General features: G+C 30.6%; 45 protein-coding genes. 24 read left to right on the top strand and 21 right to left on the bottom strand.

Annotated elements, in window-relative coordinates:
- Positions 1-13: 13 nt before the first annotated feature.
- On the bottom strand, positions 14-412 hold the full coding sequence (locus ACIQ7L_RS11840; RefSeq protein ID WP_400569292.1) for a hypothetical protein: 399 nt from the start codon (positions 410-412) through the stop codon (positions 14-16).
- Between the two features lie 364 nt (positions 413-776).
- Here ACIQ7L_RS11840 and ACIQ7L_RS11835 point away from each other — a divergent pair, with 364 nt between their 5' ends.
- Both ACIQ7L_RS11835 and ACIQ7L_RS11830 read left to right on the top strand, forming a co-directional pair.
- A complete protein-coding gene (locus ACIQ7L_RS11835) occupies positions 777-1292 on the top strand; it encodes a Panacea domain-containing protein (protein WP_400569290.1) in 516 nt (171 codons plus the stop codon).
- On the top strand, positions 1289-1813 hold the full coding sequence (locus ACIQ7L_RS11830) for a hypothetical protein (RefSeq protein ID WP_400569287.1): 525 nt from the start codon (positions 1289-1291) through the stop codon (positions 1811-1813). Before ACIQ7L_RS11835 ends, ACIQ7L_RS11830 begins: the two co-directional genes overlap by 4 nt.
- 131 nt (positions 1814-1944) lie before the next feature.
- Here ACIQ7L_RS11830 and ACIQ7L_RS11825 read toward each other — a convergent pair whose 3' ends face one another.
- From ACIQ7L_RS11825 to ACIQ7L_RS11780, 10 genes are all read right to left on the bottom strand, one after another.
- A complete protein-coding gene (locus ACIQ7L_RS11825; RefSeq protein WP_400569285.1) occupies positions 1945-2991 on the bottom strand; it encodes a hypothetical protein in 1047 nt (348 codons plus the stop codon).
- 58 nt (positions 2992-3049) lie between these two features.
- The gene (locus ACIQ7L_RS11820) at positions 3050-3352 is read right to left on the bottom strand and encodes a hypothetical protein (protein WP_400569283.1); all 303 of its coding nucleotides are present in this window, start codon (positions 3350-3352) and stop codon (positions 3050-3052) included.
- A 321-nt stretch (positions 3353-3673) separates the two neighbouring features.
- On the bottom strand, positions 3674-3859 hold the full coding sequence (locus ACIQ7L_RS11815; protein ID WP_400569282.1) for a hypothetical protein: 186 nt from the start codon (positions 3857-3859) through the stop codon (positions 3674-3676).
- 162 nt (positions 3860-4021) lie between these two features.
- A complete protein-coding gene (locus ACIQ7L_RS11810; RefSeq protein WP_400569280.1) occupies positions 4022-4375 on the bottom strand; it encodes a type II toxin-antitoxin system RelE/ParE family toxin in 354 nt (117 codons plus the stop codon).
- Positions 4376-4561 carry a hypothetical protein gene (locus tag ACIQ7L_RS11805; protein ID WP_400569277.1) on the bottom strand — a complete coding sequence of 62 codons (186 nt, stop codon included), beginning with the start codon at positions 4559-4561 and terminating at the stop codon, positions 4376-4378. It lies immediately after the preceding gene.
- Positions 4562-4702: 141 nt separating this feature from the next.
- Positions 4703-5002, bottom strand: a complete 300-nt coding sequence (locus ACIQ7L_RS11800) for a hypothetical protein (protein ID WP_400569275.1) — start codon at positions 5000-5002, stop codon at positions 4703-4705.
- A gap of 2 nt (positions 5003-5004) precedes the next feature.
- Complete coding sequence (locus tag ACIQ7L_RS11795; RefSeq protein ID WP_400569274.1) at positions 5005-5241, bottom strand: hypothetical protein; 237 nt, start codon at positions 5239-5241, stop codon at positions 5005-5007.
- Positions 5242-5508: 267 nt separating this feature from the next.
- The gene (locus tag ACIQ7L_RS11790) at positions 5509-5733 is read right to left on the bottom strand and encodes a hypothetical protein (RefSeq protein WP_400569272.1); all 225 of its coding nucleotides are present in this window, start codon (positions 5731-5733) and stop codon (positions 5509-5511) included.
- A gap of 288 nt (positions 5734-6021) precedes the next feature.
- Positions 6022-6174 carry a hypothetical protein gene (locus tag ACIQ7L_RS11785; RefSeq protein WP_400569391.1) on the bottom strand — a complete coding sequence of 51 codons (153 nt, stop codon included), beginning with the start codon at positions 6172-6174 and terminating at the stop codon, positions 6022-6024.
- A gap of 866 nt (positions 6175-7040) precedes the next feature.
- Positions 7041-7841, bottom strand: coding sequence for a GmrSD restriction endonuclease domain-containing protein (locus tag ACIQ7L_RS11780; protein ID WP_400569271.1), 801 nt, complete (start codon positions 7839-7841; stop codon positions 7041-7043).
- Between the two features lie 317 nt (positions 7842-8158).
- Between ACIQ7L_RS11780 and ACIQ7L_RS11775 the strand changes: the two genes are divergently transcribed.
- The 5 genes from ACIQ7L_RS11775 to ACIQ7L_RS11755 all read left to right on the top strand — a co-directional run bounded on the left by ACIQ7L_RS11775 (position 8159) and on the right by ACIQ7L_RS11755 (position 11318).
- Positions 8159-8494 carry a hypothetical protein gene (locus ACIQ7L_RS11775; RefSeq protein ID WP_400569269.1) on the top strand — a complete coding sequence of 112 codons (336 nt, stop codon included), beginning with the start codon at positions 8159-8161 and terminating at the stop codon, positions 8492-8494.
- Between the two features lie 4 nt (positions 8495-8498).
- Entirely contained in the window at positions 8499-9101 is a 603-nt protein-coding gene (locus ACIQ7L_RS11770) for a protein-tyrosine phosphatase family protein (RefSeq protein WP_400569268.1), read from the top strand.
- 38 nt (positions 9102-9139) lie between these two features.
- Complete coding sequence (locus ACIQ7L_RS11765; protein ID WP_400569266.1) at positions 9140-9478, top strand: hypothetical protein; 339 nt, start codon at positions 9140-9142, stop codon at positions 9476-9478.
- 43 nt (positions 9479-9521) lie between these two features.
- A complete protein-coding gene (locus ACIQ7L_RS11760) occupies positions 9522-9755 on the top strand; it encodes a hypothetical protein (protein WP_400569264.1) in 234 nt (77 codons plus the stop codon).
- Positions 9756-10040: 285 nt separating this feature from the next.
- Positions 10041-11318, top strand: a complete 1278-nt coding sequence (locus ACIQ7L_RS11755; RefSeq protein ID WP_400569262.1) for a type IV secretory system conjugative DNA transfer family protein — start codon at positions 10041-10043, stop codon at positions 11316-11318.
- A gap of 295 nt (positions 11319-11613) precedes the next feature.
- Here ACIQ7L_RS11755 and ACIQ7L_RS11750 read toward each other — a convergent pair whose 3' ends face one another.
- The 4 genes from ACIQ7L_RS11750 to ACIQ7L_RS11735 all read right to left on the bottom strand — a co-directional run bounded on the left by ACIQ7L_RS11750 (position 11614) and on the right by ACIQ7L_RS11735 (position 13176).
- Entirely contained in the window at positions 11614-11820 is a 207-nt protein-coding gene (locus tag ACIQ7L_RS11750; protein ID WP_400569261.1) for a hypothetical protein, read from the bottom strand.
- A gap of 300 nt (positions 11821-12120) precedes the next feature.
- Positions 12121-12432 carry a Panacea domain-containing protein gene (locus ACIQ7L_RS11745; RefSeq protein ID WP_400569259.1) on the bottom strand — a complete coding sequence of 104 codons (312 nt, stop codon included), beginning with the start codon at positions 12430-12432 and terminating at the stop codon, positions 12121-12123.
- A 66-nt stretch (positions 12433-12498) separates the two neighbouring features.
- On the bottom strand, positions 12499-12690 hold the full coding sequence (locus ACIQ7L_RS11740) for a hypothetical protein (RefSeq protein WP_400569257.1): 192 nt from the start codon (positions 12688-12690) through the stop codon (positions 12499-12501).
- Between the two features lie 96 nt (positions 12691-12786).
- The gene (locus ACIQ7L_RS11735) at positions 12787-13176 is read right to left on the bottom strand and encodes a hypothetical protein (protein WP_400569256.1); all 390 of its coding nucleotides are present in this window, start codon (positions 13174-13176) and stop codon (positions 12787-12789) included.
- Between the two features lie 224 nt (positions 13177-13400).
- On the opposite strand from ACIQ7L_RS11735, the gene ACIQ7L_RS11730 reads away from it, so the two are divergent.
- The 7 genes from ACIQ7L_RS11730 to ACIQ7L_RS11700 all read left to right on the top strand — a co-directional run bounded on the left by ACIQ7L_RS11730 (position 13401) and on the right by ACIQ7L_RS11700 (position 16217).
- Entirely contained in the window at positions 13401-13637 is a 237-nt protein-coding gene (locus ACIQ7L_RS11730; RefSeq protein WP_400569254.1) for a hypothetical protein, read from the top strand.
- Positions 13638-13652: 15 nt separating this feature from the next.
- Positions 13653-14105 (top strand): hypothetical protein, encoded by a 453-nt coding sequence (locus ACIQ7L_RS11725; protein WP_400569253.1) that lies wholly within the window; start codon positions 13653-13655, stop codon positions 14103-14105.
- On the top strand, positions 14093-14551 hold the full coding sequence (locus tag ACIQ7L_RS11720) for a hypothetical protein (protein WP_400569251.1): 459 nt from the start codon (positions 14093-14095) through the stop codon (positions 14549-14551). The genes ACIQ7L_RS11725 and ACIQ7L_RS11720 overlap by 13 nt, the downstream gene beginning before the upstream one ends.
- Before the next feature lie 111 nt (positions 14552-14662).
- Entirely contained in the window at positions 14663-15109 is a 447-nt protein-coding gene (locus ACIQ7L_RS11715) for a hypothetical protein (RefSeq protein WP_400569249.1), read from the top strand.
- Positions 15096-15485, top strand: a complete 390-nt coding sequence (locus tag ACIQ7L_RS11710; RefSeq protein WP_400569248.1) for a hypothetical protein — start codon at positions 15096-15098, stop codon at positions 15483-15485. The genes ACIQ7L_RS11715 and ACIQ7L_RS11710 overlap by 14 nt, the downstream gene beginning before the upstream one ends.
- 20 nt (positions 15486-15505) lie before the next feature.
- Entirely contained in the window at positions 15506-15838 is a 333-nt protein-coding gene (locus tag ACIQ7L_RS11705; protein WP_400569246.1) for a hypothetical protein, read from the top strand.
- 106 nt (positions 15839-15944) lie between these two features.
- Positions 15945-16217: a hypothetical protein gene (locus ACIQ7L_RS11700; RefSeq protein ID WP_400569244.1), complete on the top strand. Its 273-nt coding sequence runs from the start codon at positions 15945-15947 to the stop codon at positions 16215-16217.
- 31 nt (positions 16218-16248) lie between these two features.
- Here ACIQ7L_RS11700 and ACIQ7L_RS11695 read toward each other — a convergent pair whose 3' ends face one another.
- A complete protein-coding gene (locus ACIQ7L_RS11695) occupies positions 16249-16665 on the bottom strand; it encodes a hypothetical protein (protein WP_400569242.1) in 417 nt (138 codons plus the stop codon).
- A gap of 202 nt (positions 16666-16867) precedes the next feature.
- On the opposite strand from ACIQ7L_RS11695, the gene ACIQ7L_RS11690 reads away from it, so the two are divergent.
- The 10 genes from ACIQ7L_RS11690 to ACIQ7L_RS11645 all read left to right on the top strand — a co-directional run bounded on the left by ACIQ7L_RS11690 (position 16868) and on the right by ACIQ7L_RS11645 (position 21744).
- Complete coding sequence (locus ACIQ7L_RS11690) at positions 16868-17137, top strand: hypothetical protein (protein ID WP_400569240.1); 270 nt, start codon at positions 16868-16870, stop codon at positions 17135-17137.
- Positions 17138-17146: 9 nt separating this feature from the next.
- Positions 17147-17662, top strand: coding sequence for a hypothetical protein (locus tag ACIQ7L_RS11685; protein ID WP_400569238.1), 516 nt, complete (start codon positions 17147-17149; stop codon positions 17660-17662).
- Positions 17656-18702 (top strand): hypothetical protein, encoded by a 1047-nt coding sequence (locus tag ACIQ7L_RS11680; protein WP_400569236.1) that lies wholly within the window; start codon positions 17656-17658, stop codon positions 18700-18702. Before ACIQ7L_RS11685 ends, ACIQ7L_RS11680 begins: the two co-directional genes overlap by 7 nt.
- Entirely contained in the window at positions 18687-18956 is a 270-nt protein-coding gene (locus ACIQ7L_RS11675) for a hypothetical protein (RefSeq protein ID WP_400569235.1), read from the top strand. Before ACIQ7L_RS11680 ends, ACIQ7L_RS11675 begins: the two co-directional genes overlap by 16 nt.
- Before the next feature lie 107 nt (positions 18957-19063).
- The gene (locus tag ACIQ7L_RS11670; protein ID WP_400569233.1) at positions 19064-19807 is read left to right on the top strand and encodes a hypothetical protein; all 744 of its coding nucleotides are present in this window, start codon (positions 19064-19066) and stop codon (positions 19805-19807) included.
- A gap of 78 nt (positions 19808-19885) precedes the next feature.
- Positions 19886-20248: a spore protein H gene (locus ACIQ7L_RS11665; protein ID WP_400569231.1), complete on the top strand. Its 363-nt coding sequence runs from the start codon at positions 19886-19888 to the stop codon at positions 20246-20248.
- Positions 20249-20285: 37 nt separating this feature from the next.
- Positions 20286-20681: a hypothetical protein gene (locus tag ACIQ7L_RS11660; protein ID WP_400569229.1), complete on the top strand. Its 396-nt coding sequence runs from the start codon at positions 20286-20288 to the stop codon at positions 20679-20681.
- 95 nt (positions 20682-20776) lie between these two features.
- Complete coding sequence (locus tag ACIQ7L_RS11655) at positions 20777-21016, top strand: putative periplasmic lipoprotein (protein WP_400569228.1); 240 nt, start codon at positions 20777-20779, stop codon at positions 21014-21016.
- Positions 21013-21156: a hypothetical protein gene (locus tag ACIQ7L_RS11650; RefSeq protein WP_400569226.1), complete on the top strand. Its 144-nt coding sequence runs from the start codon at positions 21013-21015 to the stop codon at positions 21154-21156. Before ACIQ7L_RS11655 ends, ACIQ7L_RS11650 begins: the two co-directional genes overlap by 4 nt.
- Positions 21157-21525: 369 nt before the next feature.
- Positions 21526-21744 (top strand): hypothetical protein, encoded by a 219-nt coding sequence (locus ACIQ7L_RS11645; RefSeq protein WP_400569224.1) that lies wholly within the window; start codon positions 21526-21528, stop codon positions 21742-21744.
- A gap of 116 nt (positions 21745-21860) precedes the next feature.
- Here the strand turns inward: ACIQ7L_RS11645 and ACIQ7L_RS11640 are convergent, their stop codons facing one another.
- The 5 genes from ACIQ7L_RS11640 to ACIQ7L_RS11620 form a co-directional block, all read right to left on the bottom strand.
- Complete coding sequence (locus tag ACIQ7L_RS11640; protein WP_400569223.1) at positions 21861-22148, bottom strand: hypothetical protein; 288 nt, start codon at positions 22146-22148, stop codon at positions 21861-21863.
- 60 nt (positions 22149-22208) lie between these two features.
- Positions 22209-22373 (bottom strand): hypothetical protein, encoded by a 165-nt coding sequence (locus tag ACIQ7L_RS11635; RefSeq protein ID WP_400569221.1) that lies wholly within the window; start codon positions 22371-22373, stop codon positions 22209-22211.
- A 60-nt stretch (positions 22374-22433) separates the two neighbouring features.
- Positions 22434-22718 carry an HrgC protein gene (locus ACIQ7L_RS11630; RefSeq protein ID WP_400569219.1) on the bottom strand — a complete coding sequence of 95 codons (285 nt, stop codon included), beginning with the start codon at positions 22716-22718 and terminating at the stop codon, positions 22434-22436.
- A 111-nt stretch (positions 22719-22829) separates the two neighbouring features.
- Positions 22830-23672 (bottom strand): YitT family protein, encoded by an 843-nt coding sequence (locus tag ACIQ7L_RS11625; RefSeq protein ID WP_400569218.1) that lies wholly within the window; start codon positions 23670-23672, stop codon positions 22830-22832.
- A 38-nt stretch (positions 23673-23710) separates the two neighbouring features.
- Complete coding sequence (locus tag ACIQ7L_RS11620; protein WP_400569217.1) at positions 23711-24346, bottom strand: thymidine kinase; 636 nt, start codon at positions 24344-24346, stop codon at positions 23711-23713.
- Positions 24347-24485: the final 139 nt, after the last annotated feature.

Raw genomic sequence — 24485 nt, 5'->3', positions numbered from 1 at the left:
ATCAATACAATGTCTATGGGGAAACCAAAGAATTCACTACTTCTAATAAAATATCTGCTTCAAAGACAAGTTCGTCTAAGCAATTATCCATACCTAAACAAAACATATCCCTATCTTTATCATAAGAGATATTTAATGGTTCCGTAGGGTTGGTATTGTTAAATGAATCAGATTTTACAGAAACACTTACATTGTTACATGTCGCTTTTGCAACACGTAACATACGTTGCAAAAGAGGTAATTGAATTGAAACTTTTCGTTCTTTATAACCATCTGTCTCATAAGAATTACGGCTATTAAAAATAAACTCGACATCCTCAGAATCTAAATACGAAATTACTTCTACTATGTAATAAAAATCGTAAATATGATTACTTTTATTTTCCAAAGTTATAGTTATTTTTTGAGTCATAACTCAACCTCCCTATCGTTTAACTTTACTTCTTCCATGTAGCAAGGAGGTAAGTAAAGAAAAATGCGTAATATGAATATTCAAAATATGTTAATGATGTGCTATCAAAATATAAATTTGAACAACCAATTAAGAAAAATACAGGTAGTAAATAAAGCAAAATCCTCTCAAATAAAGGGATTTTGAAAAATCTCTCTTTGTTAAAATCAATAATAATACGAGCTTTTTCGTCCGAATTAAAAGATATAAATTTCATCATATATCACTCCTCGTGTTAAATATGTGTAGATTATAGCAAACATATTTAACTATAGTCAACATTATGATATATTTATGTAAATGATAATTTACAGAGGTGTTAACGGTGAAAGAATTAATATATCTAAAAGGAGAAAACAAGACCGAGATAACAGCAATGCATGTTGCACAAGAATTAATTAATAAAAGTAAACCAAATTCAGATGAATCTCTCACTCATCTCAAATTACAAAAGTTGCTGTACTACATACAAGGATGGCATTTAGGGCTTCATGGCGAGCAAATGTTTTCGGATGATATTCACGCATGGGTACATGGACCAGTAGTTCCGACTATTTATAACCGTTTTAAAAGATATGAGTATTTTGAAATAGGGAAGATTAATTGTTTCTGGGATGAAAAAACGAACAAACCCTTTGTAGACCATGAATTTAAGAGAGTTTACTGCTCTAAAGAATTATGGTGTCACATTATAAAATCTGAAATTATGAGTAAATCACAGAAAAAAATCTTTCATTTTGGACGAAAACAAATAGAGAAAGAAAAGCAAGAAGAAATCAAAAAAGAATTAGAGAAATATCAGGATTATAATTTTTATCCAGAAGAGAAGGAGATAATATGATTAAGCCAACATTATATAAAGGTCTAACGAAAGAAGGGAAATGGGTGTATGGAAATTTAGTCTATACAACTGATTGCGAGATAGAGCATCAGGCAATTATTATTCCTACTGAAAATAATGGAATGTATACACAAGAAAATACTTCACATCCAATATCCGAAAGTGATAGAGAATACTTAAAAGAAATGGGAAAAACAAAGTTTGAAACAAATGAATTAGGTTTTGAAACTTGGTATGCAGTTGACATACAGACTGTAGAACTTATTTGCGATGAAAATCAGGAAGATTTATCTGAACAATTCAGCAAAAATAAAGGAATACAAGTAACAAAAGAAATTGCTGATGCATTAGATGAATTATTAGAAATGTGTAAACATAACATACCAGATGCTGTGGATGAATATTTTGAGATGCGTTTTGAATGGGAGGAGCAGGGAGACTCTTTACAGGCGCTCACCTATCTTGGAACGGATAGATTTATTCGAGCAATGTATTTTTGTTATAAAATCGAAACACTCTAAATATCAAGGAATTTATGGTAAAATAGTTAATATAGGGAAAGGTATTAAATAGATAAATGTAGAGCTCTTCAGGGATAGTAAGAGGGGCTCTTTTTATTTGAGAAATATTATAAATAAAAATAAGGGGCTAATTAGGCTCCCTTGTTTTCTTTCCAAATTAATGACTCTACATAATGAGGTCTTAACATTTCTTCAATTGTATATTCACCATCTTTTTCTTTATTATAAAATAATTCGGATGGTGTTTCGGTCGGTCTTTCTAAGCATAATCCAAATGTATATGGAGCAGTCATTACATTCATCGAACAATCACTGCCGATATAGCTACCATCTTGTGTTGTGATGACTTTTGTAAGCACAGATACATCAAATAGTAACTGGCTGTTATTTAGAAAAATGTCTGGACTCTGATGTAACTGTTCAAAAACTTCATGACCATCTTTGTCATATTCTGCCTCTGTAATTAATTCAAAATCATCCTCATAAAAATGATATACGAGTCGAGGAAGCCTATCTCCAAAAGACATCTCTTGCCATAATAAATCGCACTGCAATAGCAGAGTTTTATGATTTCCATGACGACTACGGATTGCTTCAATATGTGTGTGGTAGCCTGTGCCTATATTATCAAAATCAAAGTTTATCAAATCTTCTTCCCCAAAAACACTTAGTTCATTATTCTGAATCTCATAGACATCAAAGAATAGTCCTGCGTAAAAAGCAAGTTTAGATAAATCTATTTCTTTTCCAACAAGAGCCTCAACAAACATGAGAGCTAATTCTAACTTTTCTCCTGTCATCTTTGTTACAAAAACTTTTTCAACTTCTGGTTCACTTTGTCGAATGGTAAATATCTTAAATTTATTTCCGTATAATCGTTTTCCATTTAGGATTTGTATTACAGATTTTAGACCTCTGTAATAGGAATATATATCATGAAGTTTTTCTCTCATGAACCGAGCATTATCATTATTTTGATTTAGAAAATAATTACTTGCTTTTATATACCTTTTTAAAATTTGTTTATGTATGTCTTCAGAAAAGGAATATACTGAAGTATCAATGCCTTTCAATATCGTTTCTTTTGCTATTGCATGAACAAATGAGAAAGACTTATCTTCTGATTGATTATATTTTCTTGTAAATCCTTCGATTAATTCTAACATTTCTTTTTCCATAATCATCACCTCTATACTTGTTTTGTATATAGTATTTACTACTATAAAATAATATTCTTTATAAATATTCAGAAGGTTCTTCCTTTGTAGTTCCAACTTCGCTATTCCATAAATCAAACGAGAATTTGTGTAGATGAAAAAACTGTTTTATTAAATATAGGGAATCTTTTCTTGCTCCTATTAGATTTATTCTAAATGAGAATAGATTACTATATTTATCAAATCTACCAATTTGAATTCTATCTCCAAGCTCAACGGATTCTAAATAAGTAATAAATTCATTTATTATGTTTATTGCATTTATAGATTCATCGCATCGGACAGTAGATGAGCTATTAGGACAAAATGCTATTATGTTCATACATAATTAATTCTCCTTTCTAAAGAAAAAGAGCTCAGATTATTTAGGTTCTTTCATATGGTCTTTTATTCTGACAATAAATAAAAAAAGTATTAATATAAATGCTGTAGAGAAGTAGAGGATGTCAAAATATAAGTTATCCCGACAGACCTTCAAAACAGACAATCCAATCAAAATAAGATAAATTGAAAAAAGGGATTTTATTATAAAAGGGAATTTTTTAATTTTACCTAAATCTACTTTTATGTTGTCTGGTTTCATGTTTTACATTTCTCCTAACCAATATTGATTTTCAACTTTTTTGTTTTCGGTCATGTTAATTCATCCTTTCTGTTGTTTAGAGTATGCAGAAATTGCTTTAATAGATTTACTCATTTGAGAAAGAGGAGACAATTCTTTTTGTAAATTTCGTAAAGAGTTCTCGACATCATCTAAAACTTGTGTATCCCCTAATGTTTTCCTATTGTGTTCTATATGCCACAAAATATTTTCTATCCGTTTTCCCATTCGACTCACTCCTATTCTATTAAAATTATAGAACCTTCATCAACTATAGTCAATTTATAACTATGTTTTTGTAAAAAATAAACAACTAAAGTGTTGTTTATAAATCTCTGCATCTATTTATGGACAAGAAAAAACCCCTTCTCTATTCTCAATAGAGAGGGGTTATATGCAATTTGCATATATCAAACTCTTAATCTCATTATTTGTAATATTTTCTTGGTCTTTCTTTGAGTATATAGTCAATAGGTATACTTCTCTCTCATCTTTAACAACATAATAAATGACTCGAAATCCATTTGACTTTCCAACTTTAATTGTTGAATTAACAGCTCTAACTTTATAGGTGTGTTCATTATTGGGTAATTCCAGTCCAGTAATTTCATCTCCAACAAAGTTTCCTTTTTCTAACTCAACTATTATAGGCTGTATATCGTCTAAGATTTTTGTATATTTTTTCTTACGCATATAATATTTAATATCTTTCTCAAACGCATCGGTTGGGATTACTTCATACATCTATAATCTACCCTCATCCGTATCTTTTTTAATATTTTTAACCATATCGCTCCATGTGCGTTTCTTTTTCTTACCATTTCTCATTAAAGTCATTTCACGAAGAGAGTTTTTTATAGATTCGGAAGGACTACATGGTCTTTTTTCCAATACATCATTCACATTAATCTCCTCCTTTTCTCTATCCATAGACACACCCCCTTATATAAATATATATTAAGGGTAAGCAGTCTATATATCTATCTTTACTATACAAGAAATTCTTACAAATTCATATAGTATTTTGCTAATGTTGGAATAAAATGTTTATAAAATGAACATATTGTAAGTTTATGACTTTACTTGGCAGGAAGGGGAGCGTGTCACTTCATATTTATTCTTTGTGTAAAGATATTCGTAACGAGCTTTTGTAACAGCACCGATTAAGGGAAGGGTTTTTCCACCTTTGTATTTTTGTTCACCTAAAACATTTGATATGGTAGGTAGTTTTGTTCCTTCAACATGTATGGTTGTGTAACCATCATCTTTCCTTACAATCACTAATACGCCATCCCAATTTGATACCTCTGAATGCATTTTATAAACTGAAGCGTGTTCCGATTTGCTCAATAAATAAATTAAATCAACCATTTTTATTTTTCTCCTTTTTTATCAGAATCTTCATTTCTATATACAAAGAAAAATGCAATTATGCAAAGCCACCATAAGAAAATGGCAACTGCATAGCTTTTTACAGCATCTTTAAAATTGGAAGCTCCAAGCATAAGGTTAATGCCTGATTTCTCTTTAACAGCTCGTACAACAATCATTGAAAGTAAAAATAATATTCCTGCAAGCAAGTATATCTTTACAATAAATAAGAACACCATTATTCATCTCCTTTCTTACTAAATCCATCCACCACGTTTGGACATGCAGATAAATACAAATAAACACAACCACCACAAGAAAATAGCAATTACATAATATTTCATTGCATTTAGGTAGGTATCTTCTCCAATTTTAAAATCGGGCTTCTCTTTATCTCGTATAGCCCTTGTATATATCATGCCGAATGTAAAAAGAATTCCTAATGAAAAATATATAATGCAAATCAGGATAAATATTTCCATTACAATCACCTACTTTCTGTATTTTTAAATCCATCCATCACGAGTGTATCCTATGATTGCACAAGCAATCGCAACGGGCCATGCAAAGATGGAGATGCAATAGACTTTTACAATCTCCACAAATTTTGTCTCTCCAAATGTAAAATCAGGTCTTTCTTTAAGACTAATTGAATTATGAATAATTCCTCCTATAAGAGTTAAAAATCCAATTAGCAGATAAATTTTTGCAATTAGAAATAGAGTATTCATATATATCACCATCTTTCTGTTTCTTTAATTATTACGAAAAGGAGAGGTTTTTATAGCAAATAAAACCAATGGCCATAAGAATAAAAAAGTAATGTACATGAATAGTATGTCTCGACACATATTTAACTTTGTTGTATCTTCGGTACAATCCACCACATTAAGTGTAAAATCGGGTTTCTCTTTATATTTAACTGCTTCATATATCGCAAATAATATAGGAGTAAACAATCCAATTAATAAGTAAATTTTTAAACCTAAAATAAAATCATTCAAAATAACACCTACTTTCTATTCAGACTTTCGTTTAGCTCTTTCATAAATCATGTCAAATCTCATTTTCGCAAGTCTTCTCTGACCGATATGAAGTTGTCTGTTATTCATTATATGTAAATAACGCTCCAACAATTTTCTTTCTTCAACTGTTACATATACCTTATTCAAAATAACCATCCTCAACGTTGTCAGGTATTCGTTTGATATCCATGTAAAAGGAGCCTAAATTTTTATCTTTTGAAGTGATATAAACCCTTGTTCCTGCAAACGTAACATTTATTACGGAATCATTTTCCCGTAATAAATCGGATATTTCTTCAGCTAAAGAAGACCGATAATAAATTGAATTGATAGATAAAAATTCACTTTTAGTAATACATGGGTTTTCACGTTGATTTATTTTTTGAACAATAAGGAATCATCCTCATATGGTACCCCTAATTTATCTGCCCCTTGTTTTGGTGTTAGAAGCAGAGGGGAGGGAAGTATTGATTGCTCTTCAGAAGAACTGTTTTTCCTTTTACAAAAAATAGATGTTAAAAACTGAAACATATAAACATCACCTTTCCTTAGATTTAAAACCCCTCCGAAACATAAACCTATATACTAAGTAATTTATTTATAAGAATTAATGAATTATATAATAATTATTTACAAAAGAAAGGATATAGATAAAAACGGTTATAGGCATTTTTAAACATACAATGAATATTCAGGTTATATATTATATGAATAGATTACTATTTTTTGTTCACTATTGTCAATGAAGTTGGTGGAGGGTAAAAAGAAGTTCATTTTGCAAAAGAACAGAAGAAATTAGCAAATAGTGCAGTTAAAATAGACAAGCCTATTAGGTAATTATGCACAATAAAAAAAAGACCCTTTATTAAAATTTTTAATAGAGAGTCTTTCTTCATCGCAAACTTATGGTAAATGTACAAAAGATAGATTGTTATGAACACTTTCCTATACATTATAGCATTCTATGTGTGGAATGACAATGAAAAACAGAAAATACGTTCGCTTATTTCGTTTTACTTATTTGTATCATGATACATTTTTTTTACTTTTTTTAGGTGATTTTTATCCATTACACGACCAGTCGTATTTAGACGAATAAAGTATTTTAATTTTTGTTTCTCTGTTAATTCGTTTTGACTTTCGGCTAATGAAATGGAGTAATTCGCAAAATGATTTTGGTCTCTCTGAGTTAGTTGACTAAAATATTTTCCTTTGTAAGGAAATCTATCTTCAAAGAATTCTTGTAAAGCAGACAATCTCTGTTTTCCATCCAAGATTTCGTATATATCACCTTCGTATCCTCTGAAGATAAGAACGAACTTACCAAGCTCAACATGATTAAAAATGCTATCAATTAAAGCTTCTTTATCTTCTTGTGACCATACATAATCTCTTTGATAGAAAGGGGATGTGTCAATACCTAAATGGTACAATTTGTGAAGAATTGAATTGACTGTTACCTGAAAAAATTCTAATCGAACATTGTCTTCTTTAACAAAATTAGTTCCAGATTCATCAGGGATAGTTCTTACCTTCATCCATTCATACCAACCAATTGCATCCGTATATTTCTTTTCTCCTCCGACTTTCATCATTTTTTGATAAGAGACTTCATAAAAACAACCATCATCATAAATAGCTTCTACTTTTGCATTTTCCAAACAACCAACACTTACTGAATCTCCGATTTTATGTTGATAAGTAGGGGAGGGAGTAAATGCTCTATCCGTTCTAAGTCTGTCTAATTCTTTTCCTCGTCTTTCTTCAATTGTTAATGGTTTTATTTCTTCTCTTTTTCGTATTTTTCTTGGCATGTTTATCACTCTTTCTTTCGTAGATTAACTAAGTAGTATCCTTAGCACGAAGACCTATAATACCTTTTGTGATGTATCTGGTTTACAGGGAATGAAAAAATTATATTCCTCGTCCTTTAACATAATCTTTACATATTTCCCTACAAGTTATCTCCTTGTATCCATCTGTAAAATCTAACGTAATTACCATGTCTGGTTCTGTTCATCATTTTGTATTTATGATATAATCATTAAAAACTATAGTCAATAAATTATATAATATAAATAAAATTTATTTTACCGAAATATTTAACAAAAAGAGTGGAGAGATGTTATTTATGAATGAAAATCAAAAGAAAGCAAAAGAGTATATTTTAAAATTATCAAAAGGGTTAGTAAAATCTTTTCGGTATACGATGTTAGTGAAACGATTTGATTTATCAACAAAAGAAGCAATTGATGTATGTGAAAGTCTTGTATCTGCGGGTATCCTTGTTCAAAAAAATGAAATCTTATGTACAGAATGTTTTAGAGTAATGGATTCCTATAAAGAAGGAGAGCAACCAAGTGTAGAGTTTCCTCATAATTGTAATATCTGTGGAATGGAGTATGAAGAACGAGATGATGCTTGTGAAAAATCTGATGCATATGAGTTTTTAAAGAAGGGGATGTAAAAAGATGGGGGAATCTGAACTTGACAAGAGCAAGGCAATTGCGCTCGCTGAATTGTTAGGGCTTGAAGTGAAATTAAATTCTGAAACACCTGGGGTTTTTATAGATGGTAAAGAGGCATCATATAAAGATATTTTTCCTGAATTAGAAAGATTAGAGGAAGACAAATGTATTGTGTTAATGCAAGACCAAGCAATTGGATATCATTCAGATTGGGATTATCCTGTAATGATTCGTATTGCTGATAAAGATGGGGAACTTCCGCCATTAGAGAATCCTTCACAATACAAAGGGATTTTAGAACTGTACTTCTATGATTTACATATGACAGAAGATGAGTGGAAGAAAAGTAACTTAGTGAAATACAATATTTTTTCTAAGTGCCAAGCTCGACATTTATTTTCTTTTGTAGAACAACATAGAAAAGCGGATTCTTTTGTCATTCATTGTGGAGCAGGTGTAAGTCGAAGCCCTGCAATTGCGATTGGTGTTGCTAAGCATTTGGGGGATAATGACTTGGCAAATAGAATCATGAATGACGATAAATACTTTTTGAATCAGCATGTTTTAACAATTATAAATGAAGAACTGAACAATCTACAGAAATAACAATGTTATGAAGGTAACTTCAGATAAGGAGTTTGTGTATGATTAATCAAAAAATGAAAGATGAATATGTTCAAAAAGAGAAAATGTATAAAAAGAAGGGGATGGAAAATTGTTATCCTATCGGAAAGTTAGTAAGAGTTGATTGGGACACACCAATTAAATATCAAGAATTCGATTCTGGTCAAACAAGTATAGAATCAATGGATGAAAGACTGAGGAAATGGGTAGATAAACAGAATGGTATTTATATAGTAACAGATGTTAGTCGTTGGGGAATGTGTATAACAGTTGAATTGGATAATCGTTTTGTCGTATCTGGATGGAAGTTGTTAGAAGTAGATACAGGAGAGCGTATTTATCCAAAGAAAACTCAATAAAAAGAACACAATTACTCTAATAAATAATAATAATGATGAAGAGGTGGAAAATTTGATAAAAAATATAAATACAAACGAATTTAAGAAATCAAGAGAAGAATTCTTTCCTATTAGTAGTAAATTATATGTACCTATTCTTATAGACTCTCAAAATAAAGTTCTTTTACGAGATAAAAGTGGTGTGTATGTAAAGAAATTTCTTCCTTTTCCTCAAATTTTAGCAATGCTGTCTGGTAAGAAGCTCATGCGAAACTGGATAGTAGATGCATTAGATTAATTAACAAATGTAGGATTTGATTACAAATATATTAGCGTATGAAGAGATTGCTCATCTTCGTATGAGACATGCGTGTCAGGATTGACAAGAGATTAGCAGAGACCATAATAGGTCTCTTTTTTATTTTCTATAAATCAATGATTACAGTGCAGAAACTATTCGTTTCAGAACACATTCTCTGTGGTTCAAGACAATTATGTGGATTTATAGAACAAGAAATGAGTTATAACAAGCTCCCTACAGCAATATTATTAACTATAGTTAATTTAAAAAGGGGGAATGAAGATGAAAAATAATAGTTTACTTGTTGGAAGAGATATGGATAGCAATAAGAAAGTATTTTTAAAAGACGAAAGTAGAAAGTTTAATACTCTGATTGTAGGAGGTGTAGGTACTGGAATTCCAGCGATGTTACATATCCCAATGCTGAAACAAGATATGGAACAAAAGAAACATGGCATAACAGTATTTGATACAAAAGGGGATATTGCAAAGATTGCGTATGTGTTCGCAAAGAGTAATAGAAGGAACGTAGTCTATTTTAATCCTTATTTTAAAAACGTAAAATTTAATCCATTGAAGGGAGAGGAAGACTTTGTTATAAATTTAATGAAAAAAATAGTTAGAAGGGTACTGATATGTAGTCCTCAATTTTTCTTAGATTTACACGAACTTGTTTTAGAGTTTTCAATAAAAATCCTAAATAAGATTTTTGATAATCACATTACTTTACAAGAATTAAGTGATTTTGTTAATAATGCAAATAAAAAAGGCGAAGAACTATTTGATGTGTATTGTTCATTAGAGGATGCTGATAAATTCACAGTAATGTATATGGGAAAATATTTTGAAAAGGATAGTAAAACTTTTGACCATAATAGTGGATTAAGAATCATGTTATCTCGTTTAACATCAAATTCTAAAGTATCTCACATTTTTAACACGAAGGAAGAAGGAGAATTTGAAGAAATTGATTTTGTTAAGCACCTTAAAAGTAGAGAAGTTGTTATTTTTAATTTAGAAGGCTATACCTTAGATAAAAACATTGCGAGAATGCTTCCACAATTAATATCTGGAGTATATACACAAGCATGTATTAATAACAAAAGAAAAAAAGGTAAGAACAATAATAATCTTTATATTAAAGACTTGAATATTTGGATGTCGGGATTTGATGATTTCTTTTCAATTAATCGTGCAATGGATGTTTCTGTAATTGCAGATGTTCAATGTTTGTCGTTACTAAAAATGGATATTCCTGAATATGAACATTATTTGATTGCTAATTTTAAAAATTTTATTTTGATGCCATGTCTCAATACTCATGATATAAAGGCATTTAAAGAATACTTCTTAATGGATGATGAGATTCCTATACTATATTTATTAGAACATGGTGAATTCTTCTTTTATCATTTCAATGACGAAGTTCCAGGGTTTATTGAAAAAAGACATTGCAAAGGAAGTTATCTATCAAAAGAAGAAAATGAGTTTTTAAATAAACGATGGAAACGATACGAAAAGGAATTTGAGAAATTAGAAAAAGGAATTGCTCGTTCATAGAGCAATTCCTTTTATATGTCTTAGATGAAAATCTTTTTTAAAATGTTAATTTAAGGAACTTTTATATTTATAGAGCTCCTAAATACCAGGGTTTTATGCATCTTCTTCATCTTCCTCTTTACAATGTTTGCATAAAGTTTCACCATCTTCTACTACATCACCACATTCTTCGCATTCCCAACATTCACAATCATCAAAATGTTTATCGCATCCATGACACCAGTTTTCGTTTTCTATGTTATTACTCCTCCTAATTAAAATGAATTTTGATTCATTTATAATTTTATTTTGTTATTTAGTTCTCTTCTTTTAAAGTGTACTTCGATAAATCGACATCTACTTTATTTCCATTTGCATCTTCAATCCATTCTCCTCTATAGTAGCAACTTTTCATCGTGCTAATGATTTCATCAATAGAACCGAATGGCATAGATTTTTTATAAGTACCTTCATCTCCCCATTTTGGTCTATTAATCCAACATAATGAGTAAGAATCTTTCATAATAAAACACTCCTTGTAATAATATTTTTTTAAAATACCAGATATATAAACTCTTTTTATTATAGACTTTATACTAACTTATATAAATATAAAATAATATTAAGATTTAATGATTGATTTTTACTTTGAATAGACTCAGAACATCTATGAATTGATAGTCTTTATATTTCTCCAACTCTTTAATCATTCTTTGTTTTTCAGGAACTAAGTATTTCTTTACTCCCTTTGAATTCCTTAATTCATCTTCTAAGAATTGAATCCAAACTTCCTTTGGACAGTATACACAACGATTAATTATATCTACATAGGGTCTGTTTTTTCTTCATCCCATAAGTAGTTGTTATTCTCAAGTCTATTTATTCCGTATTTACGAAAGCGATTATGGACAGAACGAGCCACTGGACCGTGTGACCAAGCTTCAATTTGTTCATCAAATAGCGGTTCTTTGTCTGGATAAATAGTTACAAACCATGCTTGAGCATAATACACTAATTTTTGCAGTTTCAGATGGTCTATATTCCCTCCCTTAGAAATGAAATACTGTGCAATAAGAAGAGGGGTTAATTTAACTTTTTCGGGCTTCATTCTTAGTAATTCTTCTAATGATTTCATTTTACCATCTCCTAATTTGAACTGAGAACTTACTTTGAATATAAAGATAGAGAGCATGAAAGCTCTCTAATCAGAAGGTTTTATTTCAGGAACAACGGCCACTTCAACATCAAGTTCAAAGATTCTATAATTCCCTCCATCTGCTCCACGAATGACTTCTCCAATTACAAATGGACGATTTTCAGTAGGGAATGAATATTGACGAATATAGTTGTTACCATCTTGTTTGTATACTGCTACTGTTCTTTCTGTGACCATATCGTATCACCTCTTTCTTTTTTATTAGTGAAAAACAAGTCTTTATATCTTATACGCATTTCGAAATAGTTTTACGCTGTGTTTCAAGCTATTACATTAATCTAATGTTATCTTTGCCATATCAGATATTAGGATTACGTAAGGCAGTGAGTGAATGATTTCCTTGTCTTCTTCATTGTTTATATCTACTCGCCATAAATATAAAGAATTCGTGTAGAACCACCCATGTTCATTTAAAAACGCAATAAATTGTTTTTCTTGCAGTAAATCAATCTCTACTTTTAAACTAATTTCTTCTTGGCAAGGGTCATTCATTTTACGCCATCTTATAACAGTTTTTTGATTATCAGGATATGCCCATTTAATCGATAATTCCTGTTGAATAATAAGAATTAACTCTTCTAAATCACGCATGTTTTGTGCCGTGATTTTTTCGTCATGAAAATTTCCACATCCATCAAAAAACATAATTTTTGTTTGAATCATATTTATTCACTCCTAAATAAACGCATCACATATTCACTATGTAGTAAAGGCTATGACTCTATCTTGGCTGGTAAAGTCAAATTAAAACTTTTATTTTTTATAGATTTAGTTTATCATTATTCATAAACTATAGTCAATGAAAAGCGGGGGTGTTTCAAATAGTCAAACTAAGTAAAAAGGACAGACTAAAATTTTCTTTTCATATCTATATGAAAGATAAAGGAATGGGATTTTGCATCATATTTGCAGTTATTATAACTGTATTAGGAATACAGTTATATATAAACGAAATGGATTGGATAGAAGTTTCAATTATTACATCAGCTTTAAGTATTGGATTTATGATAGGATTTTTTCATTATTACACGGTAATTTCTCCTATGATTGATGATTATGAAAAACGGAAATATATGAAAGAAAAGTATTCGTTCTTAATGAAAAAATTCAACGAAATTAACTAAAAGGGGATATGTGTTATGTGTAAAAAACAAATGCTTATTTCACCGAAATTTACAAGAGAAATTCAATATTGTCGATTTTGCAATGTGATAGCAGAACTGCATGTAAGCATGGAAGATAATGATGATAAGGTATCTGGCTACTTTTGCGAAACTTGTGTAGAGAAAATGAAAGAGGAACAGGTTTTATTTTGTCAATTCAAAGATGTTGTAGATAAATTACGAAGGAATGTAATGAAAGAGTGGATTGTAGTTACGAATAAAGAATCTAAGAATAATAAAATAATTTTTAAGAAAATTCGATTCCGTAAAAAATCAATATACTTTATTGAAATGGAAACATTTTATACAGAAGAACCAGAACATCATATCACTCACGAATCAGACTTTGTATTGTTATTGGATGATGTCGTTTATGGAAATTGGTTTATTGAAAAAGAAAAAGAGGGGGAAAAGCAATGTGTATCTTAAGTTTTGTAGCAGATGTAATAGCAAAAAGATATATGCAGTGGAAAGAAGTAGAGCGGAAGTTCAGTGAGGAAAATTGGAATCCTATTCGTATATATGTAGATAAGGATGGACAAGAAATGATAGAAGTTCATAAGTTTAATCCCTTGAAAAAGGAGGAACAAAATTTTCTAATCTTAGATGAATTAAAGAAGCAACATGTGGATTTTACATTAGAGAGTAATGCGAAGCTAAATTCGTATACTTTCAAAGTATACAATAAAGAAAAATCTATCATCCATGAACAAACACACAAGGATATTATGACTGTTATTTGCTTAGGTGCTATGGCGTTGGCGGGTATAAACATTTCAGATGAGCTTATTTGTGCTTTAGATATAGAAGCAAACAATAAAATGAATAAAAATAAAACGCATAATTTGTTTCTTCATAATTCGAACAATTCCTGAAACGACATAGATGCTTGGATAATAATAGATTGTATAGATGGAATTCAAGTTTCTACTTTTTAGGTGATTGCTCCAGATATAAAAGTAATATATACAAGGAGATAGATTGATATGAAAAAGATTACAATACCCCATTTTGTAGCAATTGAAATTCAACAAGCAAAACAAATGGGGCAGTCTTCTATTGAAGTTTTAGTAAGTATTTATGAGGTATCAAACAAAAATAAAGAATTGAAAGAATGGTTACGGACAAGTGGAAACTTAATGAAAATATCTATAGCGATTGAGAAAGATTATGATGTTGAATATATGGATAGTTCAGAAGTTATGAAAAAATTAGAAGAAGGATGTATTTGTTGTTGTGCGAACGAAGATGAGAATGTGTATTACCGAATGAATAAACAAAAAGAAGTTTATGAGTATTGGGATGAAGAGAAAGAGGAACATTTAAACAATTGGCAAGAAGTAGACAATATTTCCTTTAAAGAAATAAAGACAGGTTGGTATGTAGTGCCAAAACAATATGCAGAAAGGGTGCTTAATCATGGAAGAAGTTAAAGTTTACAAAACAATAGATGGTCAGGTATTTGATACATATGAACAGGCGAAAGAGCATGAGGAATCCATCGCAAATATAAAAGTATTTTGTGTTCAACATCAGCCAGATTTGAATGAAACTGGAATGTTGCAGAAGGAAAGCTACCTTATTGTTCATGCAAATGGCCAGCATCAATTATTTGCAGAACATTGGTGTCATGAAAACATTGGGAATGCACTTGCGTTTGTAATGGGCGTTTACGGAAGTAATGCGATTGTTAGGAATTGGAGATTGCGAGAAGTAAAAAAATCATATTTAGAGATTAAGAATGAAGATATTTTAGCTAAAATTGAAGAGAATTTTGTAACACACATCTTTGATAAAGAACATAAATAAAGAGGGAGGAAATTGAATTTATGTATAATTTTGCTGAAAAACATGGAAGTATTTATTTGTTTGAGGATAGGGGGGCTGTTCTGTTTGAAATGACAGAACCTGCTATTTTATTTGATAGAAACTTCTTTACTTGTCATAAGTTGGGTAATAAGAAAGAAGTTGAACAGTATTATGAGAAATGCATAGAGAAGTGTAGAGTAGCAAACAGCAACTTATATGAAGACTGGATGATTATGGATTTACCAAAAGATGTAGAGTTGTTTAATAAGTTATTACATACGGTTGACTATGTGCAGGTCTTCTTGCGAAATCACAATTTGATGGAGTTGATAGGAAAAGGAGATGAGGCGTAGATGGAAAAAGGGAAACTAAGAAGAATGTGGGAAAACTCAAAGTTAATCATTAAACATTCCTCATCTCTAACAAAAAATAAGTTGCGGAAAGAGGTGGTTCGTCTGTATGATGAAAGACTTCAGGGGCGTTGAGATAACGCACGTTCGTACAACAGTGAGAATGAATGAGAATGGGAAAATCCTTTTGTTTGAATATGACAAAGAATATGCAATTGAAAAAATAACGAAAAAATATATGTATGTTCGAAATGAGTTAGGAAATTTAGATTCATTTTCTTTGGACATGCTATCTCCCATATATTATGAGAGATTCTTTGTCCTGGTAACACCAGATAATTTTTATGAAAGATTTTACGAAGCACAACGTAAAGGAATATAACAAAAAGATGGCTTATAAAAAGCCATCTTTTTTATATGCTATGTATATCTTTCAAATGTATGCCTTGTCTTGGGAATCTATCTTTTATTTCTTTATAGCTTTTTAATGATTTTCTGGGATATATTTTATTTCCTATCTTCCCAGCTCTCCATATTGTATCCGATGTTAAGAATGCATCAGATATGGATAATTCAGAGCCCAATAACTTTGAGACTGTAGTTGTAGTTGCTTTACTAAATAATAATTCTTGGGTTGTTATCAAACCATTTTTAGTTTGAGTTGATTTATCCCGTAAAAGATAAACTAAATATGTTTCATTATTATAATTCAGTTCCCAAATCAATGGCTGAGAAAACTTCAACAATACATTTAATGTGAATGGATAATTATTCTCCTGCTCATCGAAAATAACATCAAGCAATATAGAATCATTAATTTGCAAATCCATATCTAATACCTCCTTGAATTTTTATTGCCCTTCCAATTACTTTAAAATAACAATCATAATAATTATTATACACGAAATAAATAAATTGACTATAGTAAATAAAATTATTAAGATATGACTATATAAATAAAAATAACATTTAACTCGTTTAGTAGATTTGTATATTGATTTTTTAAGTAAATAGAAAAAGGGTGTTATAAGAATGAATCGTAGACAAATGAAAAAGAAAATCCCCAAAGATACGGATTATTGCTATACCAGAATTGGTAATACAAAATATATTCAGCGATGCCCACACTTGGTTTTCTCTGGAAGGTACGAAAAATTTATAGGGGAAAATAAAGATGGTACTACAAAGGAAATCAATGAACCTATTATGCTTTGCAAATACACAAAAATTGATACAGAAGAATCATTTTTATTATCTGACATGGTTAAGGTATGTGGGGAACGTGATAATTATTTTGAATGAGGTGAATGAATGATGATATCTGAAGAAATGGGTTCTGTCTTTGGAAAAAACAAAGTAGTAATTAAGGGGAAAAACGGGAGCTATGTATCAAAGCTCGTAAGAAAACGACATGATGGGGCAATGGATTTGGAAGGGAATGTAATTCAAGAAGCTGAGTATATTGTCATTCTTATTCCTAAATCAAAAATACAGAAGTTAAAAAAACGTGAGATGTATCAAAGACCATATAGGATTCGTGCGGGATTTCAAGTAATAGATAGAGGGTTATATGTTGAATTGAGTGGATTTTTTGAAGAATTGTTAGCAACAACATTTGTTTTAAGTTACCTAAGAATGGATGGATATATACGTTACACGAAAAAAGAATTTCTTGATGAAGCAGGAGAATATCCTATGTTTGTAGATGCACATACACCTTACCAAGTCACTTACAATATCTTCTCTGTACTTGCAAGTGGGATATATAAATTACTTCATTGGAATCAAAAAAATAAAAATCATGAAGGTGGTGATACAACATGTTGAATAAAGAACAAGACCATAAACTTGATGAACTTATGGAAGAATCAAAATCAATCATTAATGAAGCTACTCTTCTGTTAAAAGATAAAAGTATAGAAACTTGTTTGGAACTTATAAAGAATGAAAAATTGCGAAGTGTATTAAGTCATTCGAACCAAATGGTTATTACCAAAAATATTGAGGATTATTTAAACAAGCATATAATTCCTTCAAATGGTATTTTTCATTTTGGTATGCATGGTAGTTTTGAAACGGTCATCTATTTGTATTTAGAGGATGAGACTGTTGGTTTTTTACATTTGGGAAGTTTAAAATTACATATATTTAATTCCTTTTGTAGCCAATATACAGTATTGCCCGCAAAAATGCTTCAAACAAAAACAGAAGTAGCTTATTTTAAATATCAGCTAAAAGAAATGGATAAACATAAGAAGAAATTAGAAGGGTTTCCGAAACGACTACTTAAAACAACTGCAAACGAACTAAAATCTATTGTGAAGAAAAAACAAGAACTGAAGAAACGAAATTCTTCTTTGAAAATGAAATTATCAAAGTATCAAGATGCATACAAAAAAGCTAAAAGTGAAGAAACAATTCGTAGAGCAAGAGCAGAATTGTTATCTATTATTGAAAATTTAAAGGAGCTTGGAATAGATTCTTGCTATAGAGAGTGGGAGCCTTCTAAGGTGTATCAAATTTTCAAGAAGAAAGATAGAGAAATTTGCTACGGAAGTAAATGTTTGGCAGAAACAAAAGGTAAGGTCATTGTGTACCAAGGAGACTTTTCGAAAAAAGAGTTTCTGCTTCAGAGATTTGATAAATTTGACTTCATTGATTTTAAAGAAGTGTTCGAGGAAAACGGATTTAACTGTTCTATAAAAGATGAAGTCTTGCTTGTTGAAAAGAATGGTTTTGCATACGAACTTTATTTAGATGGAACGATTGAGATTCATGATAGTAATGCAAGCTTAGTGGATTTATTAGAAGTTGAAGAAATATCACGAATTTTGTTAGGGGTTGACCTGAGTTGTTTTATGCCGTAGATGGGGAAAATGTCCTGATTATGGATTCGGAAGGGAAACCTTTACATGTAATGGGTTTTACATATAAAGGTTTTCTATTCTACACCTATGACAAATGGGAAACGAAAGGTGTTCGTGTAAGTAGTTCATTCCCATGTTTAAAAGCAATACATGAAAAATCAGGTATTGTAATTTGTGGACCAGAAGACGAGTCGATGATTAAGAGTCGAAATTCTATTTGTAGATTTATAGATATGTATTTAAATGAAAATTAGTGATTTCACTATATTCTTTTACGTAATTTTTACCTTATCTGATATCTATAATAAATAGATATAAAAAATCAGGTATTAATACTAATTGATTTGAAAGGGTGTTTGTTATGGTAAACGAACAAAGATTAGAAAGAGCAGGAAAGGTAAATGAATTGATTAAATTTATTGCAGATATTGATAAAGTTTGTACAGAAAGAAGTAGTGCGATGTTCTTTTCAAGTGAATCAAGAAAAGGAACACAAAATCATTACGCATATTTTACAGTTGCGGGTAGAATGGTATATTACATGGATAATTACACAGAAGAGAAAGTATCTTTTCATCCATCAAGTAAACATCGAGGTTTTTCTTCTGGTGGAACAATGTGGGACCTTGTAAGTGACTTTAAAGAATGGATTATGACAGGTAAACCATCTAATGGAATTCATGGATATGGTGGTCTATACGCTTTAAATTGGGGAGATAGAATACCTCTATTAGTTAGAGATATGATTATCAATAAAGCAAAAGAAATTGGATTTTTAAGTAATGAATGTTCATCTTTTACAGTACATGTAACAGAATATGTTGGTAAAAAATATGAGCATGTTATCCAATGGCATTTGGAAGAAGCGAAGAGATTTGCAAATCATGTTCAACCTGCGGAAACATTAGCAGAGGTAATGAGTGATAGAAAGATTTCTTTAAGGGATTTGGAGACTGTAACTGGAATTCCTACTGCGGATTCATTAAAAATCTTACGTGCGGAAATGCGTATTACAGAAGAAATTGCAGAGAAATTTGAAATTGCACTTGCTATCCCGAAATCATTTTGGGTAAATCTTGAAAAAAATTTCAAAAATCATTGTTAGCTTGATAACCAGGTAGAGAAAAGAGTGTGTTTTATACTCTTTTCATTTCTTTTATTAATAGAAAGTGAGGAAAAGAAAATGGCAAAAAGAAAAAGCGATAAAATCATACGTATTCAATTTTCAAAAGACTTGGTAATGATGTTTGGTAATTCCTATAAACCATGGGAAATGCAATTTGAGGAATATTTGCAGATATTTCGTCAACATAATGAGCTTGCTAACGTGGAACAAGTCACTGTTTCGGATAATGCCTGGGTATCATGGGGTGGTCTAAAATGGTGTGCAGAGAAAAACATGCAACATCAATTCAATCGTGAAGGTTGTCAGTCTAATGAAAAGGATAATCAAAATCCTCGTATGTATGATGAAATGGAGTTTTATCAAGACTCAAGGGTTACACAAAAGGTAAATGAACTCATAGAGAAGTACCAAAAGAGATAGATATCAATTTTTACTTATATAAAAGGAGCGAATAAAAATGATTATACCAACAATTTTAGAAGAACAAGAGGTTATTGTAGAATGGGCACGAAAAAAGCAAGAAAAACATTGGAGTGTATCCTCTATCATTAAAGCTTTGGTAGATGAAAAACCTTTGAAATTATTAAAGAAAGATGAAGAGTATCTACACATAAGGGAAGTTTATAAAGGGAAAAATAATGGTTGGAGAGATGCTGTCTTACTTGCTATTCAAGTGGATGTATATCGTAAGGAAAATGATATTAGACAAGGACAGTTAGTTACAGATGGATGTGCTGTAGGGTTTGCAGGGGAATTTGATTTTGTAGAAAGAAGCTTTCATTTATTTGCTACAAAAGATGAAAGTATCAAAATTGGAAAGTATGTAATGGATGATTTTAAAAGTATAAGGTAATCTGGTCAACTGCATTTTTCTTCTACTTATGAAGAGAGTGCAGTTTTTTAGAGAGATTAAGATAATTATAAGAATAAAGTAAAAGGGGAATAATAATGAAAAAAGCAATAATTACATTAGGAACAGTATTGTTATTGAGTGGGTGTGGAAAGTCGGCAACTGTTGATAAAAACGAAGAAATAAGAATACAATTTTTAAATAATCAGGCAGAAGTAGTGAAAGAAATCAAAGTTGATGATTATTATATCAGTAATGGCAATACCGTTTATTACATTCGGGGAAAAAGCCATACCTTGAGGGATGTGCCTATTATTATCATCGAAGATGGGAAATGATTTATGAAGTAGAAGAAAATACATTTATCCGTTACTTTTTTGAAAAAATAATTTTTGAAGAATCTAAGCTATATGAAAAAACAGATGCTAAAGGTAAGAAGTTAAAACCGTTTTATAAAAAAGAATATTATGTATTGTAAATAAAATAAATGAACAAAAAGACTATGGATAAAAATGCGATTTCCAAGGTCTGTTTCATTGATAAAATCTCGAATAGGGAACTCAAAAGTTATGAGGATAACATTCATAATAGGGGAGAAGCAGTTTTGATAAAAAGTACAGAATCGTTAGGAATGGTAAAGTTCTTGAAAGATTTACTGGAAGAGATGCTATGTTTAATAGATTTATGGAGATGAAGAAAAATGATAAAGAGTTAGGTTGTAGAACATTATCTTTCAATGAGCTATCAGAAGAGGAAAACCTTCAAGTAATATGAGAATAAAGAAATGTAAAAATATCTACTATAAAGAGATAAACATAAATAGGTATTTTTAAAAGGAGAATGAAAGATGCTTAAAAAAGGTGACAAAGTAGTTATGCATACATGTGACGAGGCTAAAGTGTACGAAGGGAAAATTTGGACTTGTAAAAGTGATGAATTTGTAAGGGGACAAGAACCTTATAAACAAAAATTAGTCTTTTTAGAAGGATTTAGTGGTGCCTTTTGTACTGAATATCTTCAAGTAGTCAAAGAAGATATTCATAAAAAGATTGAGACAAGAATATAAAACGGCAAGAGAATTTCCCTTTGTATTCCATATAACAGCAACAATGTATGGAGAGCAAATTAATTTAAAGTGTTTAATATAAAAAAGCAGGGAAATATTCCTCTGCTTTTTATTTATTAATCTTTTTCTAAAATAACATCCAAATACTTCTCATCTTCTGGTATATCTTCAACCTGTTTTTTACAACATTTGCATTCAAAAGAATTTTTATTTCCGAAGCCGAAAGAAATCCAACCACCACCGATAAAATACCAGTCATGACCTCTAAGTGAGCAGAAGAAGTAGCTCTTCCACCAACCTATCGTAATAAAGAACAGGAATCGTAATATGTAGTCTATTCCAATTAATAATAAAATAGGACTATAGCAAATGTAATATAAAAGTGAGGAAGTAAGGTATCTCATAAGAATCAAACTCCTTTCAGCATTATCTTTTTATGGTATAAAATTAAATTTCTTTTCCGATTAGCTTTGTCTTATTCTTTTTATCTCAGAAAAAACTTGCATCAATCGTTCAGTGTCACGTTGACTTAACCCAATAGATTCTGATTTTCTGATTGCCCTTTGCAAAACATAGAACAATATATCGTCTGTTAAAATGGCTTTCATTTTCTCTTCCGTTTCAGTCAAGATGAACACCTCTCTTTGTAATTAAGTATATTGTCAATGATAAACTATAGTCAATGTGAATCAAATAATAATTCCATTTTTTTTAAAAGCAGTTTTTCCTATATCAGAAGTAGGGGTATACCCTTTCTCGATTAGTTCCTGAATATATATTTTATTATAAAAGAATGCAAGTACAATTCCTGAGAATCCAGATGTGCATAACCCTGCGATGATGAAAATTAGAGTCCATTTCCAATCACCACGAACCAATGGTACCAATGCCCCAAAGAAAAAAGTTGTCCAACTAAAGCCTATTTTTACTTCTTTACGTAATTTATTTTTATAGTTCATCATTTCTATAATCATATATATCCCTCATTTCAATAAGTGTTTTGTAAAACTAATACATTATACTGAAATGAGATTCGAAATAATCAAAAAAAGGCTTACACATTTGTAATAAAAGAAGAACAGCAATTATAGCTGTTCCACTTTTGTTTCTCTCACTCTAACACCTGTTGTTTCAGCAGTGTGAGATGCTTCTAAAATGGCAGATGAGTCGATTTCTAAAACAGTATCTTTTAATTTTGAATAGGTAACTCGGCTTGTAATACAGTAAATTACCTTTTTAGCATCCCCCATATATCCACCTTCACCATGTAAATAAGTAATCGAAAGGTTTAATTCTCTCATTAATGCTTGTCCAATTTCATCAGCCTTATCAGAAATAATCATAACGGATTTCCCTTGATTGAATCCATCTAAAATTAGGTCAATCATCTTGGTTACAATATAAAAGATGGCCAATGAAAACATTGCCTGTTCTAAAGAGAATACAAAAGCTACTGCAATTAAGATAACAGCATTTGCACTTAATAAGATGGTACTAACTCCAATTCCGTAATTTCTATTTACCCATACAGCCAACATTTCAAGACCATCAATGGCTCCTCCAAGACGAACGACAATTCCTACACCAAGACCAAATAATAAACCACCATATAATACAATTAGTAATTCAGATGATGTAATAGGTGGGAATTGCTTTAAGAACATCATAGAACCAGTAGTAACTAAATTCGCATATAGTGTACGAATAGCAAACTTCTTACCCATTGTTCTGGAAGTGAACAAAAGGATAGGTAGGTTCAAGCTAATAAATAAAACATAAACAGGTAATCCAAATAATTTATTACCCATAATAGATAAGGCAGTTACACCACCATCTACTAAATTATTAGGGGATAGAATTAAATCAATTGCAACTGCTGAAATCATTGCACCAATTGTTAATAATACGTATTCTATAAATCTTTTCATTGAATCCACGCTTCTCTCTTTTTGAATAGCAAAATCATTTACTTATTCTGCGGTAATACTCCTAAGAGTTTTTTATTTCCTACCCATTCAGGATATACAAAACAAGCAGAACATCTTGCTTCGTAATCTGCTGTGTCACCAATTAAAACTTCATCTCCAGGAGGGGCAGGTTTATTGTTTACAAGTCGTTGGGTATGGATGGCCTGATAACTGCCACACGAAATACATACAGCAGATAATTTATGAACAACGTTAGCAATTGCCATAAGTTGAGGTGTAAAGCCAAATGGTTTACCTTCATAAGACATATCTAATCCACTCATATAAATGATTTTTCCTCGTAGTCGAAGGGTTAAGGCGATACGCACAATTTCTTCAGCAAAGAATTGTACTTCATCAAAAATAATAATCTCGCAGGGAGCAGATAGGTCATAAATTATTGTTGCCTCTTTTTCTGTAAGCTGTCTGGGGAGATTATGACATGGTAATTCAAACGTTCTATCTCTGTCGGTAATCGTGTTTTTACTAAAACGATTATCAATCAGAGGTTTAAAGCCAATGATACGTTTTTTTGCATACTGATGTGTTTTTACTTCTCTTCCTAAAAACTGTGTTTTTCCCGCAAACATAGGACCTACAATCAACTCTATGTTTCCTTCTTGTGATGAAACCATGTTTATCTCTCCTTTGAATCAAATGTATCGGACATATAGTAAATCCTAACAATTTTATTGACAATAGTCAATGCTAAAGGTACAATTGTTTCATGCTAAATCCTAATAGGAGATGATAAAGGATGAGTAAAACGATTTT

This window comes from Bacillus sp. NPDC094106, from assembly GCF_044764345.1.
Classification (GTDB): domain Bacteria; phylum Bacillota; class Bacilli; order Bacillales; family Bacillaceae_G; genus Bacillus_A.
The sequence above is the reverse complement of the archived record's forward strand: the minus strand, read 5'-3'. Positions and strand labels throughout refer to the sequence as shown.

Excerpts from the sequence above, each read along its gene's own strand:
- ACIQ7L_RS11690 (WP_400569240.1), top strand. The coding sequence starts at position 16,868 with ATGAATCGTAGACAAATGAAAAAGAAAATCCCCAAAGATACGGATTAT.
- ACIQ7L_RS11710 (WP_400569248.1), top strand. The coding sequence starts at position 15,096 with ATGGAAGAAGTTAAAGTTTACAAAACAATAGATGGTCAGGTATTTGAT.
- ACIQ7L_RS11750 (WP_400569261.1), bottom strand. The coding sequence starts at position 11,820 with ATGAAAGATTCTTACTCATTATGTTGGATTAATAGACCAAAATGGGGA.
- ACIQ7L_RS11715 (WP_400569249.1), top strand. The coding sequence starts at position 14,663 with ATGAAAAAGATTACAATACCCCATTTTGTAGCAATTGAAATTCAACAA.
- ACIQ7L_RS11685 (WP_400569238.1), top strand. The coding sequence starts at position 17,147 with ATGATGATATCTGAAGAAATGGGTTCTGTCTTTGGAAAAAACAAAGTA.
- ACIQ7L_RS11825 (WP_400569285.1), bottom strand. The coding sequence starts at position 2,991 with ATGGAAAAAGAAATGTTAGAATTAATCGAAGGATTTACAAGAAAATAT.
- ACIQ7L_RS11830 (WP_400569287.1), top strand. The coding sequence starts at position 1,289 with ATGATTAAGCCAACATTATATAAAGGTCTAACGAAAGAAGGGAAATGG.
- ACIQ7L_RS11640 (WP_400569223.1), bottom strand. The coding sequence starts at position 22,148 with ATGAGATACCTTACTTCCTCACTTTTATATTACATTTGCTATAGTCCT.
- ACIQ7L_RS11725 (WP_400569253.1), top strand. The coding sequence starts at position 13,653 with ATGTGTAAAAAACAAATGCTTATTTCACCGAAATTTACAAGAGAAATT.
- ACIQ7L_RS11730 (WP_400569254.1), top strand. The coding sequence starts at position 13,401 with ATGGGATTTTGCATCATATTTGCAGTTATTATAACTGTATTAGGAATA.
- ACIQ7L_RS11630 (WP_400569219.1), bottom strand. The coding sequence starts at position 22,718 with ATGATTATAGAAATGATGAACTATAAAAATAAATTACGTAAAGAAGTA.
- ACIQ7L_RS11790 (WP_400569272.1), bottom strand. The coding sequence starts at position 5,733 with ATGAATACTCTATTTCTAATTGCAAAAATTTATCTGCTAATTGGATTT.
- ACIQ7L_RS11695 (WP_400569242.1), bottom strand. The coding sequence starts at position 16,665 with ATGGATTTGCAAATTAATGATTCTATATTGCTTGATGTTATTTTCGAT.
- ACIQ7L_RS11775 (WP_400569269.1), top strand. The coding sequence starts at position 8,159 with ATGAATGAAAATCAAAAGAAAGCAAAAGAGTATATTTTAAAATTATCA.
- ACIQ7L_RS11795 (WP_400569274.1), bottom strand. The coding sequence starts at position 5,241 with ATGGTGTTCTTATTTATTGTAAAGATATACTTGCTTGCAGGAATATTA.
- ACIQ7L_RS11815 (WP_400569282.1), bottom strand. The coding sequence starts at position 3,859 with ATGGGAAAACGGATAGAAAATATTTTGTGGCATATAGAACACAATAGG.
- ACIQ7L_RS11645 (WP_400569224.1), top strand. The coding sequence starts at position 21,526 with ATGCTTAAAAAAGGTGACAAAGTAGTTATGCATACATGTGACGAGGCT.
- ACIQ7L_RS11800 (WP_400569275.1), bottom strand. The coding sequence starts at position 5,002 with ATGGTTGATTTAATTTATTTATTGAGCAAATCGGAACACGCTTCAGTT.
- ACIQ7L_RS11755 (WP_400569262.1), top strand. The coding sequence starts at position 10,041 with ATGAAAAATAATAGTTTACTTGTTGGAAGAGATATGGATAGCAATAAG.
- ACIQ7L_RS11805 (WP_400569277.1), bottom strand. The coding sequence starts at position 4,561 with ATGGATAGAGAAAAGGAGGAGATTAATGTGAATGATGTATTGGAAAAA.
- ACIQ7L_RS11620 (WP_400569217.1), bottom strand. The coding sequence starts at position 24,346 with ATGGTTTCATCACAAGAAGGAAACATAGAGTTGATTGTAGGTCCTATG.
- ACIQ7L_RS11670 (WP_400569233.1), top strand. The coding sequence starts at position 19,064 with ATGGTAAACGAACAAAGATTAGAAAGAGCAGGAAAGGTAAATGAATTG.
- ACIQ7L_RS11780 (WP_400569271.1), bottom strand. The coding sequence starts at position 7,841 with ATGCCAAGAAAAATACGAAAAAGAGAAGAAATAAAACCATTAACAATT.
- ACIQ7L_RS11680 (WP_400569236.1), top strand. The coding sequence starts at position 17,656 with ATGTTGAATAAAGAACAAGACCATAAACTTGATGAACTTATGGAAGAA.
- ACIQ7L_RS11740 (WP_400569257.1), bottom strand. The coding sequence starts at position 12,690 with ATGGTCACAGAAAGAACAGTAGCAGTATACAAACAAGATGGTAACAAC.
- ACIQ7L_RS11660 (WP_400569229.1), top strand. The coding sequence starts at position 20,286 with ATGATTATACCAACAATTTTAGAAGAACAAGAGGTTATTGTAGAATGG.
- ACIQ7L_RS11655 (WP_400569228.1), top strand. The coding sequence starts at position 20,777 with ATGAAAAAAGCAATAATTACATTAGGAACAGTATTGTTATTGAGTGGG.
- ACIQ7L_RS11625 (WP_400569218.1), bottom strand. The coding sequence starts at position 23,672 with ATGAAAAGATTTATAGAATACGTATTATTAACAATTGGTGCAATGATT.
- ACIQ7L_RS11840 (WP_400569292.1), bottom strand. The coding sequence starts at position 412 with ATGACTCAAAAAATAACTATAACTTTGGAAAATAAAAGTAATCATATT.
- ACIQ7L_RS11665 (WP_400569231.1), top strand. The coding sequence starts at position 19,886 with ATGGCAAAAAGAAAAAGCGATAAAATCATACGTATTCAATTTTCAAAA.
- ACIQ7L_RS11705 (WP_400569246.1), top strand. The coding sequence starts at position 15,506 with ATGTATAATTTTGCTGAAAAACATGGAAGTATTTATTTGTTTGAGGAT.
- ACIQ7L_RS11720 (WP_400569251.1), top strand. The coding sequence starts at position 14,093 with ATGTGTATCTTAAGTTTTGTAGCAGATGTAATAGCAAAAAGATATATG.
- ACIQ7L_RS11770 (WP_400569268.1), top strand. The coding sequence starts at position 8,499 with ATGGGGGAATCTGAACTTGACAAGAGCAAGGCAATTGCGCTCGCTGAA.
- ACIQ7L_RS11735 (WP_400569256.1), bottom strand. The coding sequence starts at position 13,176 with ATGATTCAAACAAAAATTATGTTTTTTGATGGATGTGGAAATTTTCAT.
- ACIQ7L_RS11820 (WP_400569283.1), bottom strand. The coding sequence starts at position 3,352 with ATGAACATAATAGCATTTTGTCCTAATAGCTCATCTACTGTCCGATGC.
- ACIQ7L_RS11745 (WP_400569259.1), bottom strand. The coding sequence starts at position 12,432 with ATGAAATCATTAGAAGAATTACTAAGAATGAAGCCCGAAAAAGTTAAA.
- ACIQ7L_RS11765 (WP_400569266.1), top strand. The coding sequence starts at position 9,140 with ATGATTAATCAAAAAATGAAAGATGAATATGTTCAAAAAGAGAAAATG.
- ACIQ7L_RS11650 (WP_400569226.1), top strand. The coding sequence starts at position 21,013 with ATGATTTATGAAGTAGAAGAAAATACATTTATCCGTTACTTTTTTGAA.
- ACIQ7L_RS11810 (WP_400569280.1), bottom strand. The coding sequence starts at position 4,375 with ATGTATGAAGTAATCCCAACCGATGCGTTTGAGAAAGATATTAAATAT.
- ACIQ7L_RS11700 (WP_400569244.1), top strand. The coding sequence starts at position 15,945 with ATGATGAAAGACTTCAGGGGCGTTGAGATAACGCACGTTCGTACAACA.